The organism is Chryseobacterium sp. SSA4.19 (assembly GCF_022601875.1).
GTDB lineage: Bacteria > Bacteroidota > Bacteroidia > Flavobacteriales > Weeksellaceae > Chryseobacterium.
The window spans coordinates 43,936-58,434 of the sequence record NZ_JAKVIP010000011.1 but is presented as its reverse complement, the minus strand read 5'-3'; the positions used below and the strand labels follow the sequence as shown (position 1 = coordinate 58,434).

Annotated in this window: 13 protein-coding genes; 10 read left to right on the top strand and 3 right to left on the bottom strand. The window is 36.7% G+C overall.

Translation table 11 applies throughout. From position 1 onward, the window contains the following. Positions 1 to 6 precede the first annotated feature (6 nt). The 8 genes from MKJ01_RS09470 to MKJ01_RS09435 all read left to right on the top strand — a co-directional run bounded on the left by MKJ01_RS09470 (position 7) and on the right by MKJ01_RS09435 (position 8,995). Positions 7 to 1,128, top strand: coding sequence for an alpha/beta hydrolase-fold protein (locus MKJ01_RS09470; RefSeq protein ID WP_241632591.1), 1,122 nt, complete (start codon positions 7 to 9; stop codon positions 1,126 to 1,128). Between the two features lie 5 nt (positions 1,129 to 1,133). Beyond that, a complete protein-coding gene (locus tag MKJ01_RS09465; RefSeq protein ID WP_241613543.1) occupies positions 1,134 to 2,549 on the top strand; it encodes a M17 family metallopeptidase in 1,416 nt (471 codons plus the stop codon). 141 nt (positions 2,550 to 2,690) lie between these two features. Next, positions 2,691 to 3,902 (top strand): acetyl-CoA carboxylase biotin carboxylase subunit family protein, encoded by a 1,212-nt coding sequence (locus MKJ01_RS09460; RefSeq protein ID WP_241613545.1) that lies wholly within the window; start codon positions 2,691 to 2,693, stop codon positions 3,900 to 3,902. Positions 3,903 to 3,980: 78 nt separating this feature from the next. Further along, positions 3,981 to 4,694 carry an alpha/beta hydrolase-fold protein gene (locus MKJ01_RS09455; RefSeq protein WP_241613547.1) on the top strand — a complete coding sequence of 238 codons (714 nt, stop codon included), beginning with the start codon at positions 3,981 to 3,983 and terminating at the stop codon, positions 4,692 to 4,694. A gap of 38 nt (positions 4,695 to 4,732) precedes the next feature. Next, positions 4,733 to 5,686, top strand: coding sequence for a RimK family alpha-L-glutamate ligase (locus MKJ01_RS09450; protein ID WP_241613549.1), 954 nt, complete (start codon positions 4,733 to 4,735; stop codon positions 5,684 to 5,686). A 23-nt stretch (positions 5,687 to 5,709) separates the two neighbouring features. Continuing rightward, positions 5,710 to 6,828 (top strand): carboxylate-amine ligase, encoded by a 1,119-nt coding sequence (locus tag MKJ01_RS09445; protein WP_241613550.1) that lies wholly within the window; start codon positions 5,710 to 5,712, stop codon positions 6,826 to 6,828. Positions 6,829 to 6,860: 32 nt separating this feature from the next. Then, on the top strand, positions 6,861 to 7,694 hold the full coding sequence (locus MKJ01_RS09440; RefSeq protein WP_241613552.1) for a type 1 glutamine amidotransferase: 834 nt from the start codon (positions 6,861 to 6,863) through the stop codon (positions 7,692 to 7,694). A gap of 116 nt (positions 7,695 to 7,810) precedes the next feature. Continuing rightward, on the top strand, positions 7,811 to 8,995 hold the full coding sequence (locus MKJ01_RS09435; RefSeq protein ID WP_241613554.1) for a hypothetical protein: 1,185 nt from the start codon (positions 7,811 to 7,813) through the stop codon (positions 8,993 to 8,995). A 130-nt stretch (positions 8,996 to 9,125) separates the two neighbouring features. On the opposite strand, the gene MKJ01_RS09430 is transcribed toward MKJ01_RS09435, so the two are convergent. After that, the gene (locus MKJ01_RS09430; protein ID WP_241613556.1) at positions 9,126 to 9,683 is read right to left on the bottom strand and encodes a hypothetical protein; all 558 of its coding nucleotides are present in this window, start codon (positions 9,681 to 9,683) and stop codon (positions 9,126 to 9,128) included. 7 nt (positions 9,684 to 9,690) lie between these two features. Continuing rightward, positions 9,691 to 10,377: a hypothetical protein gene (locus MKJ01_RS09425; protein ID WP_241613557.1), complete on the bottom strand. Its 687-nt coding sequence runs from the start codon at positions 10,375 to 10,377 to the stop codon at positions 9,691 to 9,693. A gap of 526 nt (positions 10,378 to 10,903) precedes the next feature. Here MKJ01_RS09425 and MKJ01_RS09420 point away from each other — a divergent pair. Further along, positions 10,904 to 11,434, top strand: a complete 531-nt coding sequence (locus MKJ01_RS09420) for a hypothetical protein (RefSeq protein WP_241613558.1) — start codon at positions 10,904 to 10,906, stop codon at positions 11,432 to 11,434. A gap of 225 nt (positions 11,435 to 11,659) precedes the next feature. After that, positions 11,660 to 13,021 (top strand): hypothetical protein, encoded by a 1,362-nt coding sequence (locus tag MKJ01_RS09415; protein ID WP_241613559.1) that lies wholly within the window; start codon positions 11,660 to 11,662, stop codon positions 13,019 to 13,021. A gap of 196 nt (positions 13,022 to 13,217) precedes the next feature. On the opposite strand, the gene MKJ01_RS09410 is transcribed toward MKJ01_RS09415, so the two are convergent. Further along, on the bottom strand, positions 13,218 to 13,706 hold the full coding sequence (locus MKJ01_RS09410; RefSeq protein ID WP_241613560.1) for a hypothetical protein: 489 nt from the start codon (positions 13,704 to 13,706) through the stop codon (positions 13,218 to 13,220). Positions 13,707 to 14,499 lie beyond the last annotated feature (793 nt).

Genomic DNA, 14,499 nt, shown 5'->3' with positions numbered 1-14,499 from the left:
CGCATGATGAGGTTTGAACTTTACACGGAAGCGGATGATGACAGGTCAATCTACATTACGGGAAATTTCAACAACTGGAACCCGAAAGATTACCGCTATAAGCTTAAGCAATCAGGGAATAAAAATTATTCTATTGAAATTGAAAATCATATGTTGCCTGATCATATCGAATATAAATTCACAAAGGGCGGATGGGAAAATGTAGAGCTTGATTCATACGGAAATATTTCCCCCAACCGTAAGGTTCCGAAATGCTTAGGTAAAACAACCGATATAGTAGAGAACTGGAGGTTTAACTGGGGACCTTTCAAAAAGGAATTTTTCCCCATTGCAGAAATCATCTCCGAAGAATTCTATATTCCACAGCTTGAACGTTCACGGAAAGTCTGGGCGCTTTTACCGTACGATTATTACATTTCAGACAAGCATTATCCCGTGCTGTATCTTCAGGATGCCCAAAATCTTTTTAATGAAGGCAGCGGCTACGGCAATTGGGAAATCGACAGAAAGCTTTCGGTGCTTGCAGAATATGGCCGCGGAGATGTCATTATCATTGCCATAGAACACGGAAGCGAAGATAGAATCAAAGAATATATTTTTGATAATGATCATGTGGCCAACGGTTCGGAAGGGAAAAAATACATTCGTTTTATTACCGATACTTTAAAACCTTTTGTAGACCAAAACTACCGTACAAAAAGAGACCGCGAGAATACGGGAATCGGAGGCAGCTCACTGGGTGCCCTGATCAGTATTTATAGCGGTTTCCTATACCCTGAAGTCTATTCCAAATTGTTAATTTTCTCGCCTTCACTATGGGTCGAACCGAACAATAATTTCCCCATGATGAATTTCAGGACTCCTTTCAATATTAAAATTTACCTGTACGGAGGAGAACAGGAAGGTTCTAAAATGGTAAAAAGAATTCATGTATTTGAGCAATACCTTAAACGGTGGGAAAAGAAAAACCTGTTTGATTTTGAATTCAGGACAAGCATCAATCCTGAAGGCACACACAGCGAATTTTACTGGTCACAGGAATTCCCAAGAGCCATTGAATGGCTGTTCTATGACAATACAGAAAATCCGGTAGAAGTAAAACCCCAGCAGAAAAGTTTTAAAATTTAACAGGTATGAAACTCATCAACAAAAAAAACAAAACATACAGTCAGGTTTTCCATGTATTTACAGAAGAAGAATGGGTAAAAAGCGGAAAAAATTTCAACAGGAATATTTCCAATTTTTTCACGGGTAAAAAGCATGAGGTTTTCATTCATACCCATGAAGAAGGCATCGCCTATTTTATCGGGTTAGGAAAATCTACCCTACAGGATTTTGAGATTCAGCAGGTCGCCGTTAAGTTTTCGCAGACTCAGAAAAAGAATCTACACGCAGTCCCTACACTTGTTGTCGCCGATTTCATGAATGAAAAGCAGTTTGAAGAACTGGTAAAAGGTTTTCTAAACGGCACCTATCATTATCCTTTTGAAAAAGACCATGCATTCTGGAATCCGAAATTTGAACTTCATTTTGAGAATTTAAGCCAGAAAAAATTAGATTATATCGGTCAGAAAACGGAAGCTTTAAGCAGCGGACAAACGGCGTGTCAGGAATGGCTTAATAAACCGGCTAATTTTAAAAAGCCTGATACTTTAAATTCATATCTTAAGAACCTTGCGAAAAAATACGATCTGAAATATACCGTTTTCAACAGAAAAAAATGCGAGGAACTTGGTTTAGGCGCTTATCTGGCCGTCAACCAGGGAAGCGCTTATGACGCTGCATTTACAATTCTGGAATACAAAACTTCCGCTAAAAACGCGAAAACTTTCGGACTGGTGGGCAAATGTGTTTTATTTGACACCGGCGGGATTTCTTTGAAAAACCCGGACAATATGCATTATATGAAGTCTGATATGGGAGGCGCAACAGCAGTTATAGGAACTTTGATTTATACCGCAGAAATGCAGCTCCCGGTAAACATTATTGCTGTTTTGCCCATCACGGACAATGCGATTTCTGAAAATGCTTTTCTTCCAAGCGATGTCATTACGGCTTACAATGGAAAAACCATTGAAGTGTTAAACACGGATGCCGAAGGAAGAATGGTTCTGGCAGATGCCCTTTCCTACCTCGCTAAAAACTATAAAACAGATTTCCTGATTGACCTTGCCACATTAACCGGAAGTTCCGTAAGAATGTTCGGAGATACTTGCGGAGCCCTGTTTTCCAACAATGAAGAGCTTAAGAATCTTCTGATTAAAACCGGGGATAAAACGAACCAAAGGCTCTGGGGCCTGCCGCTCTGGGATATCTGGAAAGAGGATATCCTGTCTGATGTAGCCGATCTGAAAAATATTTCCATGAAACCTATCGGGGATTGTATTATTGCTGCCAAGTTTCTTGAGCAGTTTATTGAAGCCCATCCTAAATGGGCGCATCTTGATATTGCTGGTGTAGCATTTGGTAATGTGGGGTATGCTAAAGAAAAAGCAGCTACCGGATTTGGCGTACAGTTACTGACAGATTTAATCGAAAATTATCACTGAAAATTAGTTTATTAGAAAAAATCTCTGTATACTTGATAGAGTAATTTTCAAATATCCAATGTATTTTACATTTTAACAGTAAGTATTTAACTGAAATGTAATTTCAATTTTGAAAATTCATCAAATGCCAATAAACATTATATGGAGAAAAAAACAATAGTATGTATTTCGTGCTATTACAAGGGCTATGACTTCATGGATGAAATGAAGGAACTTGGTAATACGGTCATCCTGATAACTTCAGAAAACCTTAAAGATAAAAACTGGCCGTGGCATGCGATTGACGAAGTTTTCTATATGCCTGAATTAAAACCTTCGGTATGGAATCTCGAACATCTCGTACAGGGTTTTTCCCACCTGATGCAGACCCGGAAAGTGGATGCTGTTATTGCGCTTGATGACTACGATGTAGAAAAAGCCGCCCTTATCAGGGAAACGTTCCGTATCCCGGGAATGGGCCAGACAACACACCGCTATTTCAGGGATAAACTTGCCATGAGACAAAAAGCAAAAGATTCGGGAATCAATGTGCCGGAATTTACCGCTGTTTTCAATAATGATGAGGTGAACCGGTTTGCTGATGAAATTCCCGCTCCATGGGTTTTAAAACCCCGTTCTGAAGCATCTGCCTCTGGAATTAAAAAATTAAGTTCTAAAGAAGACCTTTGGAAGTCCCTGAACAATCTCGGAGATGAAAGGCATTTATTTCTGCTGGAAAGCTTCAAGCCAGGAGACGTTTATCATGTAGACAGCCTGACTTTTAATAAAGAAATTATTTTTACGTCTGCTTCAAAATATCTGGCACCGCCCATGGAGGTTTCCCATGAAGGCGGCGTTTTCAGAACAAGAACATTAGGAAAATCCTCAGGAGAATTTAAAGCCCTTAAAGAAGCCAATGTCAAGGTACTCTTCAATTTCGGATTAATGAACGGTACCACCCATACAGAGTTTATCCGAAGCAAAGATGACGGCAAATATTACTTCCTGGAAACTTCCTCAAGAGTTGGAGGAGCACATATTCCTGATCTGGTAGAAGCGTCAAGCCATATTAATATTTGGAGAGAATGGGCAAAAATAGAAGACGCTTTACTAAGAGAAAAAAAATATAAAATATCAAAACCTGCGACCTATCATTCAGGTTTGATCATCGCTTTAATTAAAAATAAAGAAGCCGATTATCAACAATTTGAAAGTGAGGAAGCCGTAAAATTTTTGCCCATTGACTATCATGTAGGAATTGTTTACAAATCAAAAGATGCAAAGGTTATAAAGGAAAGGCTGGACACAACCGCGGCAAAAATCCAGGCAGAAATGCTCAGCATTCTTCCTCCGAAAAGCAAGCCTACTTCATAACTTACGAATCAGTATTTAAAATAACTAACTATCAGTTACTGATTAGCATATAATGTAAAACGATAATTAAGAAGAAAAATGCCGCAGATACAACATACAGATTATTATTCAAATATTTTAGGAACAAGCATTAACGTTGAGATAACAGGCCATTACGGCTATCCGATCATTATGTTTCCTACTTCCCAAGGACAATATACGCAGAACCATGATTTCCATTTAAACGGAAGCATCAACTGGTTTGTGGAACAGGGAAAAGTAAAGCTTTATAACATCCAGACCATCGACAGCTGGAGCTTTTACGATGAAAATATTTCACCGCAACAGAGAATCAGGAATTACGAGAAATATATGCAGTTTCTGAGTAAGGAATTTGTGCCTTACATTCAGAAGCTTCATCAAACCCATCGCGTAGCAGTTGCGGGGGCAAGTTTCGGAGGATACCATGCTGCAAATTTCGCTTTCAGGTTTCCGGATGTCGTTTCACACCTGTTCTGTCTTTCGGGAGCTTTCAGTATCAGAAATTTCATGGATGGTTACTCTGATGACCTGGTCTATTTCAACTGTCCGAAAGAATTCGTAAAAAATGATGAAGCCTGGAAATACAGACATATGCATATTGTATTGAGTACTTCCGATCAGGACATCTGCAAAGACAAAAACATAGAAATGGCAGATATTTTACGGACAAAAGGAATCGATTTCTGGTATGATGAACAAAAATGGATCAATCATGACTGGCAACTGTGGCGGATGGTGTTCCCAACGTTTATCAGTGCATTCTTTTCATAAATATTTAAACCAAACATAAAACATTAAAATATTCAATTATGGCAAAAAAGGTTGGAATTCTATTCGGCATGGAAGATACGTTTCCCTGGGCTTTCATCGATAAAGTAAACGAAATGGGAGGAGGAGAGATTGTTGCCGAACCGGTAACCATTGATAAGCTGGAACAGGGCGAAGATTATGGCTATGCGGTCATTATCGACAGAATTTCACAGGATGTCCCTTTCTACAGGGCTTATCTTAAAAATGCCGCTTTAAACGGAACTTATGTGATCAATAATCCGTTCTGGTGGAGTGCGGATGAAAAATTCTTTAACAATGCTTTAATGACCAAGCTGGGAATCCCACTTCCGAAAACGGTGTTATTACCTTCTTATGAAAGACCGACAAATACTTCGGAAACCTCTTTCAGAAACCTGAAATTTCCTCACGACTGGGATTACATCTTCAACTATGTTGGCTTTCCGGCCTATATGAAACCTCATGACGGCGGCGGTTGGAGAAATGTATATCGCGTGGAAAATCCTGAAGACCTATGGAATAAGTTAAGTGAAACAGAGCAGTTGGTGATGATGGTACAGGAAGAAATTATTTTTGAAGATTATTACCGCGTGTATTGCTTAGGCAAAAAATATGTTCACATCATGCCGTACGAGCCAAGGAATGCTTCGCATCTGAGGTATGAAACAACCCATAAGACACAGGGTAAAAAACGGGAAAAGCTGTTAAAGGTTATCCATGATTACACCCTTAAAATGAACGAGGCACTCGGATATGATTTTAATACGGTTGAATTTGCGGTACGGGACGGAATTCCTTATGCAATCGACTTCTGTAACCCGGCCCCGGATGCCGACAGAAATGCAGTAGGAGAAGAAAACTTTGCCTGGATCGTAGAACATGCTGCCAGGCTGGCTGTAGAAAAAGCAAAAGAATATGTTCCCGGCAAACCGAATATCTCGTGGGGAACTTTTGTTAAGGATTCTGTACAATAAGAACATACAAATAAAGCACAAAAATGCATCAGTTTACGATCGGAATCGAAGAAGAATATCAAATTATTGATGTGGAAAGCAGGGATCTGGTATCTCATGTTTCAAAAATTATTGAAGGCGGAAAAGCAGTCTTAAGTGAAAATTTGAAACATGAGATGCATGAATCCATGATTGAAATGGAAACCGGCATTTGCCAGAACATCCAGGAAGCCAAAATAGAGCTGACCAATCTGAGGAGACACCTGATCAGGACGGCTCACGAGCAGGGACTTCGCGTTTCCGGCGGAGGAACGCATCCTTTTTCAAACTGGGAACATAATACAATTACCAATGGTGAACGTTACAACAAGATTGTAGACGATATGGGTGATGTAGCCCGCGGAAACCTCATTTTCGGACTGCACGTTCATATCGGCATCCCTAACCGTGAAGAAGGGGTAAGAATTCAGAACGTCATGCGCTATTTCCTGCCCCATGTGTATGCTTTATCCACCAACTCACCTTTCTGGATCGGGAGAAACACGGGTTTCAAGTCGTATCGCCAGGAAATCTTTGTAAAATTCCCAAGAACCGGTATTCCGAGCTTTTTTAATTCTCTGGCGGAGTTCGACAGCTACGTTGACCTTCTGGTAAAAACAGGAACGATTGATAACGCCAAAAAAATCTGGTGGGATCTAAGAGTACATCCTTTCTATCCTACCATCGAGTTCAGGATTTGTGATATGCCATTAAGAATTGATGAAACAGTCTGTATGGCTGCCATCATGCAAAGCCTGGTGGCAAAGATCTATAAGCTTCACCAGCAGAACCTGAGTTTTAGAAGCTATAGAAGGTTGTTATTGAATGAAAATAAATGGAGAGCATCAAAAAGCGGAATCGAAGCTCATCTCATTGATTTCGGAAAAGAAGAATCTGTTCCCTATCCCGATCTGCTGAAAGAACTTTTAGAGTTCATCGATGATGTAGTTGATGATCTCGGATGCAGGGAAGAAGTGGCTTATGCATGGAAAATACTGGAACACGGCACCGGTGCAGACCGACAGCTTCAGATATTCAGGGAAACGGGAGATCTCACAAAAGTAGTTGATTATATGATTTCAGAAACAGAATACGGTATTACGCACAGCGAAAATGCCTGGTAATTTTGGTTAATTTTGCAAAAATATAAGTGCGTATGAAGAATATCCGAATGGCTTTACTGGATATGAATAACAACCGTGTCAACCAGGGCTTTAAAAATATAAAAGAAATTTCGGAAGCATTTCGGGAAAGCTGTGCTGAGCCTGTAACGATCAGCACATTTGATGTTCGCTTTAAAAATGAGATTCCGGACCTTCATGATTTTGACATTTTTATATCTTCTGGAGGCCCGGGCGATCCTCACCAGGAAGGACTTGAATGGGAAGACCGTTTTGCAGGTTTATTGGACCAAATCTTTGAGCATAATAAGTCCCAACAGGTAAAGAAATATCTTTTTTTGATCTGCCATTCTTTTCAGCTAGCCAGCATCCACTGGAATCTGGGAAATATCTGCAAAAGAAAATCCTACTCCTTCGGGGTAATGCCTGTGCATAAAACTGAAGACGGTGAACATGAATTCCTGTTTGAAAATCTTCCTGATCCTTTTTATGCAGTAGATTCAAGAGCCTTCCAGTTCATCGAACCCAATTATGACCGCTTTGAAGAATTGGGAATGAAAATTACCGGCATAGAAAAATTCCGTCCTCATATTGATCTGGAGAGAGCGGTCATGTCCATCCGCTTCTCAGAAGAAATTTTTGGCACCCAGTTTCATCCTGAAGCCAATCCTACAGGCATGATGGAGAACCTGAAAGATGACAAAAACAAGCAGGCCATGATCGAAAGCTTCGGCATGGAAAAATATCTTGAAACCATTGACAGAATAGACGACGCGGATAAAATCATTTTAACCCAGGCTCAGATTATTCCCAGATTTTTACATCATGCAAAAGAAAATATTGTAAAGCAAACTGAAGCTATCGTTTAAGAACTTACCGTTTACTTTAGACTTGTAAGCTAATCGATACAACATTCAGAAGCAGGATTATTAAACTTAAAATCAATATATGACCGGATGAAGACCGGTCTTAAAATCACCAAAATATGATCCCGAAATACAGAAAACAGTTTAATCAGGAATTTTCGCAGGAAAAATATGATCAGGTAAAAGAAATTCTGATGCAGAAAAGCGGAATCATGCCCGTCTTCAGAATTTCCGAAAGCCCTCTGTTTCTGACCAGGGATTTTGAATCAAAGTTACTGGAAGCCAGCGAAAGCATCATCGACCAGATCAAAAGTCTGCCTCCAGAAACTTTACAGAAAGCCGTTCCTGATAACTGCCGGGTACCGAATGATACGAAACAGCCTCATTTTTTCACCATTGATTTCGGAATCTGTAAGAATAAACACGGTGAAATCGAACCCCAGCTGATCGAGCTTCAGGCATTTCCTTCTTTGTATGCGTTTCAGAAAGTTTTTGAAGATACATTTTGCGAAGTGTATCCTTTTCTTTCAGAAATCAGGAATCCGATGCCGCAAGAAGAATTTAAAAACTATATGAAAGAACTGATTGTCGGAGATGAAGATCCTGAACAGGTCGTTCTTCTGGAAATTTATCCTGAACAACAGAAAACTGCTATTGATTTTCTCCTGACTGAGAAATTATTAGGAATCAAAACCGTCTGTCTTACAACAATAAAAAAAGAAGGCAAAAAGCTGTTCTATGAAAATGATGGAAAACGTATTGAGATTAAAAGAATTTACAACCGTGTTATTTTTGATGAGCTGGACCGGATTCCCGATCTGAAAACAGAATTTGATTTCCGTGAAGAGATTGATGCGGTCTGGGTAACGCACCCCAACTGGTTTTTTAAAATTTCCAAATTTTTACTCCCACTTTTACAGCATCAGTATGTGCCGAAAAGTTATTTTCTGAATGAGTTCCCGGAAAGTGAAAGGCTTGAAAATTTCGTATTAAAACCTCTGTTTTCCTTCGCTGGAACCGGTGTAAATCTGCATCCGACCCAAGAAATAACAGATGTGATTGGGGACAAAGAAAATTACATTTTACAGCGCAAAGTTCAGTATGAACCGATCTTTGAAGACATCAACGGAGAATTTGCCAAAGCGGAAATCCGCCTGCTGTACATCTGGAGAGAACAGGATGAACGCCCTATCCTATTGGAAAACCTGGGGAGAATGACAAAAGCCGAAATGGTAAATGTTGATTTCAATAAAAATGATGCCATCTGGATCGGAAGTTCCAATGCATTTTTTGCAAAGGAATAATTTATGATATTTTATTGTAATGTATTAATGAAGTACATGATGGACATTTCAAAACGATAAAATAACTATTTAATTATTAATCTCATCAGTTTCAAACATTCATTCAAAGTTAACGCTTGATGGTGGCCATTTAAAATATTTTCAGTCTTAAATCAGGATATCTTGAAATCAAAAGAGCCAAAGTTTGAGATGTTTCCTTAACAAAGTAACCTGATAATGGTGCAAAACCTCTTTGCAACCCGCTTTTATATCTCTTTCGGTCAGTATAATAATTTCTAAAAATACCCGCTAAATATTTAATATAGAAAAATATCGAATGTGGTTTTGCTAGAATATAAAGATCTGAATTGTCATTCAGGGTTAATCGAACCGTACTTATTCTCCACTTTGAAATGATTGAATCAGGATAGATATTTTCAGTTCTTATCTTAATGATCCGGGCAGGGTCTATTTCCATTCCATTAAACAGAATTTCATCTGTCAAAACCAATGTATTAAGATTTGTCCCAAATTTCCGGAAAATAATAACCGTGTCAATTAGCCAGATTATGATAAAGATCACTCCACCAAGCCAAAGAAAAGCCTGTAGTTTATTCGTAGAGAAAATTCCGCAGATCACTCCGCAAAAAATAGCGAAAGGAAGAATATTATACCATAACCGGTCAAAATAATTTCCACTGATTCTCATAATTTTTTTATTTTACATAATCTTTCAGGTAGAATGAATCTGTGCCATCCTGTTTCTCCCTGTCATCCACAAAATTTCTATAGGTATACTTTTTTCCTTTATGCTCAAGCCTGTTTTTTTCCTGTAGGTAATCTCCGTAATATTGAAAACCTCCTGAAATAAAATAATTGCTCAACAGTTGATCTTCTTTAGCAAGAACATATAAATTGCAGGATTTGAATTTTTCATTATTATATCTCCCCGTGTTGTTGGTCTCGAAAAGGTAAAGCTTGTTACCCACACTCCATATCCTGTATGAAAATTCTGAGTTCCTGTAGTAAAAATCGGTCTTCCCCAGTTTCTTTTCCAGCAATTTCTCAAACTCTTCCGTCTTTAAAATTGTTCTGATTTCCAGCCTGTATGCATTTACTTGATTTTTTGTCCTGTTCTTGTAGAACGATACATAATTAGTGGATAATATGGACTGCTCCTGCTTATTAAGAGTTCCTGAAAAAGAAAATCCAGAGAATTGCAGCAAGGAAGGATCGGTACTGTTATAAATAATAATACCCGAAAGATCACTGTTTTTATGGAGTTCATATTTTTTTTCAATGGCCGATAGGTCCACCGGAAAGGATAATCGATCAAGATCAAAACTATTTACCTGACAATACATCAACAACGGAAAAAGGGTTAATAAAATGATACTCTTCATGATAAATATTTATTTTGCCAATGAATCTGATATTTTGAAATGGCTTATTTAAATATATGATTATTACCGTAAATACTATGAATTTATAAACAGAAATATACAAAATCCAAATAACTTATTTAATCGTGCTTTAAAGTACTTTTAATATCTAATAATTTACTTTTATAAAAATAACTAAAAATGTAATTCTATCTGGGATTACATTGCTTTTCCTCCGTATAAATACGGTACTAAAATTCAGGTATTTATACGGATTCGTAAAATTTTGTACGGCTGTAACTTTATACCACATTTTTAAGAAGACTTAAAAACAAATCAGGATAAAAATAATCATGAAAACAGATTTAGAAAATGCTTTAAGTTTCAGGAAGAATTAGAATCAAAAAAAGCTATTAAAGCTGGTCATCCACCTGTTGTATTACTATAACAAAGACGTATTGATGGTTCTGCTATGGTAGCGATTCGAGAAAATGAAAATCTTTGGATTACTTATGAATAATAAATTAAGCAACGACTCAATTGAATTATGAATCACTCAAAACTGACGCAGAAGCAGATCCTTTTTCTATATGCCTTTTTAAGGCAGGCCGACAGATCGCTGGACAAGAGCAGATGGACATCTCTTAAAGAACTGAATGCCTATTATCAAAACAGGATAAAGCCTGAACAGATGATCCATTACCTGAAGACGCATTTTAATATTGTAAAAAAGGATATAGATCTGACCAATGACGGTTCTTCCCAGAGAACTGTGATCGATAGAGTAAGAACGTTTTTTCAGCAAAATCATCTTACAGCAGATGAATTGTCATGCTTATATAATCTTTTATTATCATTTGACCAGTATTTGAAATCCGATTCATCCTATACAAGCCAGACAGAAATATTAAGAATCGATATTGCAAAATTTTACTCAAGAATACTAGCACCGAAAATTTCAAGCGGAAATTTAAAAAAGCTGAAGTTTACAGAACACTATGAACAAAACAGACTGGCGAAACCTTTTGTATTAAATAAAGTGATTCCGGAAGATTTCTATGAGAAAAAAATTAATTAGCTTCTGCCGTTTTTAAGATTCAGAGCAAAAAAGAGAGTGTCCGAACTTTATGGACACTCTCATGACGTATTATCCTTTATGGTTTTCCAGGTCTCATTATCCCCTGTTTTTTTAAGAACACCATTATGATTGATGTGAATTAAACGACATCCATATTTTCCGTTAATTTTAAGTAATTTTATGGTGTTGCTATTCCAGATCGTGAATTAATAAAATTACAAGGCTATGCAAGAACGTTTAAGACCGATAATGTCTTTGCCATTTATCATCTGTTTAGGATTATTGCTGTTGAATGATTTTTATTTAAAAGCAGTTTACCACAACATTCTCACCGGTAAGCTATCAGATCTATGCGGTTTATTCATATTTCCAATTTTCTGGTCTGTTTTAAAACCAAAGTACAGATCACAAATATTTATAGCTACTGCTGTATTTTTTATCTATTGGAAAAGTGCCTATTCACAATCATTTATTGACTTTTTCAGCTCTGCATTTTTCAGAATTGAGCGCACAGTAGATGTAACCGATCTTTTGACATTACCTGTGTTAGCATTAGCATGGTTCAGCCTAAAAAATGATCTGGAACATCCAAAAGCTTCAGCATGGCAGCACAAATTTAATCCTTATGGTATAGCAGCCATTGCCGTATTTTCATTTTATTCTACCAGCCAGCCAAGATATACCCAAAGATTTGACCAGCCGCAGTATGTACTTTTAAAGTCAAATATATCCGTGGACAGCACTGATTACAATGAGTTTCATTATTACAAATTTGATTCACTGCTCGCCGTAAAAATCGATGAAATCAGTATGTCGCAGAGACCGGCAAAAGATGATGATTACAACAAGAATGCTGAAATTAAAAATTTAGACCAATCCATTTTGCAGATGCTTGGTAATGAGGCACACCTGATAGCTCCCGGCACAATTACATCTTTGAGAATAAAAACTGCTGAAGGAGAGGATTCAGTAAGATTTAACGGTGGACGCCTGGATGGAAAATTCACCAGGAAGAAGGACGGAAAAATCATTATTGAAGGCTTCTATAAAATGGGCCTTGAAGACTCTCTCTGGATTTTCCGCGATGCTGCCGGTCATGTGAACCGTAAAATAACGTTTGTGAACGGAGAGCGTACAAAAATACAGCACTTTAAAAATAATATGCCTGTAAAATCTGAAAACATCTACACGCGATCAGATACGGTCAGGGATAAAGGTATTCAAATTATCATACTTATTTTGTTATTGGCAGCTACCGTTTTTTTGATTATTAGAAATTATCGTCAGTCGCCTGAAAAACTAGAAATCCAAAAAGTATGGAAGTGGCTTTTATGTCTTGGTTTACCTTTTCTTGTATGGGGTTTACATTTTGCGATTACCCTTTTATTAGGTGATTACCAACACGACATTTTTGTTATGTTTGGGATGGCTGTTCTAACTTATTTAATAACATGTCCGCTGTTTTTTATTGTCGTTTTCTGGATAAAATTCAGTAAGCAGATTGATATACTTTGGTATATTCTTCTTTTTGCATTATGTTTTAGCATCTGGATAGAAATCAATATTTTTATGGAACTCTCCGCTTAGTTCCATCGTTTATAAATTGCCTCTAAAGCTCAAAACAAGATCAATGAAACAGCAGGATTTACCTCTATTTATTTTTTTAAAATCCAATCCTTAAAAGAGTAGTATTGATAAATGTGCAAAATAAAAATAATAAGGAGAACTGATGCAGCTCTCCTTATTGTTTTACGATGTGGTGTAAAAATTATATAGTAATTCTTTAATTTATCTTCATCCTTAACACACCATATTTTTCGATGCTTAGCAAGATAATTTGATTTTTCGGCAGTTCTCTGTATAGATTATTTGAAGTGATACCCGATTGCAGAATTTTCCCGTCGATGGTAAACACCTTATATGCTTTATTATTCGGAATTGACTTAAAATCCTTCATCACTTCTACTGTCGATAATGTTGTCGAGTTGTAGGTACATGTTTGATTACCAAACTGCATTGTAAAATTATTAATATCCAAAGGCTGACCTGAAGTATTGGTCCAGGAAGCATAAAATGTACTTGCCTGGCTCCAATAACCGGCATTTACAAATGACAAATTATTAATTGTTCTTGGATCTCCGGTGCCCGGAATGACAGAGTTACTGCTGTAAAGTAAATAATAAGGGTTACTTTGTGATTTAATAAAATTAGGACATTGAGATTTTACGCCAACTCCGATTGATAATGCAATTGCGAAACATAGGTTTTTCATGTGTTTTTTTTTAAAATTGTAAGTTTTCAGCGAGTATCAGGAAACAATGCCCTGTAAATAGTATCAGTTTATATTCATTAAATAAATCGGGCAATGCTGAAATAATCACTGTTCATGTTATCTAAAATTCTGATGCAAAGGTATATACGCTAATACACATTTTCTCTGTAAAAAAATGTTCAAAACTTGCAAAAAGATTTTTTAAGAAAAAAACAGGAAATTGGAGTGGTATGATAAAAAATACGGAAAGTTTTTTTACATAAATCATTACCTGTATTAATATGATAAATTACTTAACTCATTTTTAACAAAGCTTTAATTTTAAGAGTATCATAATTTAAAATATATTAAAAAAATAATTAGACTCTCTGAATTATCTTAGATTGGACAATCATGTAAATCCATTAATCATAATCTTAATAGAAATTTCGGATATCCTATATTTATTTTAGTGGCAGCATCCCTGTTAAATCATATTCTTTAATAGCTATCAATCGTTGACCACTTTTCCCTTTTAGAAAATCAACGATAATTACATATTATTAAAACTTAAAAATATGAGTAATAAAATAGTATGAACCTCGCCAACACCATTTTAACAGATAGATAAATTTGAAATAGATTTAAAACAAAGTCAAATGGAAAACTTTAATATTAACAATTTATATATATATTTGTCATGAACATTTATTTTCTAATTTTTATTGTCACCATGCCAATAATAGCACTGGTGTTTCATGTAGTCAAAAAATCTCATAAAATCCTGTGATGAAATCGAATTTGAAATCCAGAA

Coding starts and splice junctions, on each gene's coding strand:
- MKJ01_RS09435 (WP_241613554.1), top strand. CDS start 7,811: ATGATCCCGAAATACAGAAAACAGTTTAATCAGGAATTTTCGCAGGAA.
- MKJ01_RS09465 (WP_241613543.1), top strand. CDS start 1,134: ATGAAACTCATCAACAAAAAAAACAAAACATACAGTCAGGTTTTCCAT.
- MKJ01_RS09470 (WP_241632591.1), top strand. CDS start 7: ATGAGGTTTGAACTTTACACGGAAGCGGATGATGACAGGTCAATCTAC.
- MKJ01_RS09440 (WP_241613552.1), top strand. CDS start 6,861: ATGAAGAATATCCGAATGGCTTTACTGGATATGAATAACAACCGTGTC.
- MKJ01_RS09445 (WP_241613550.1), top strand. CDS start 5,710: ATGCATCAGTTTACGATCGGAATCGAAGAAGAATATCAAATTATTGAT.
- MKJ01_RS09430 (WP_241613556.1), bottom strand. CDS start 9,683: ATGAGAATCAGTGGAAATTATTTTGACCGGTTATGGTATAATATTCTT.
- MKJ01_RS09410 (WP_241613560.1), bottom strand. CDS start 13,706: ATGAAAAACCTATGTTTCGCAATTGCATTATCAATCGGAGTTGGCGTA.
- MKJ01_RS09425 (WP_241613557.1), bottom strand. CDS start 10,377: ATGAAGAGTATCATTTTATTAACCCTTTTTCCGTTGTTGATGTATTGT.
- MKJ01_RS09450 (WP_241613549.1), top strand. CDS start 4,733: ATGGCAAAAAAGGTTGGAATTCTATTCGGCATGGAAGATACGTTTCCC.
- MKJ01_RS09420 (WP_241613558.1), top strand. CDS start 10,904: ATGAATCACTCAAAACTGACGCAGAAGCAGATCCTTTTTCTATATGCC.
- MKJ01_RS09455 (WP_241613547.1), top strand. CDS start 3,981: ATGCCGCAGATACAACATACAGATTATTATTCAAATATTTTAGGAACA.
- MKJ01_RS09415 (WP_241613559.1), top strand. CDS start 11,660: ATGCAAGAACGTTTAAGACCGATAATGTCTTTGCCATTTATCATCTGT.
- MKJ01_RS09460 (WP_241613545.1), top strand. CDS start 2,691: ATGGAGAAAAAAACAATAGTATGTATTTCGTGCTATTACAAGGGCTAT.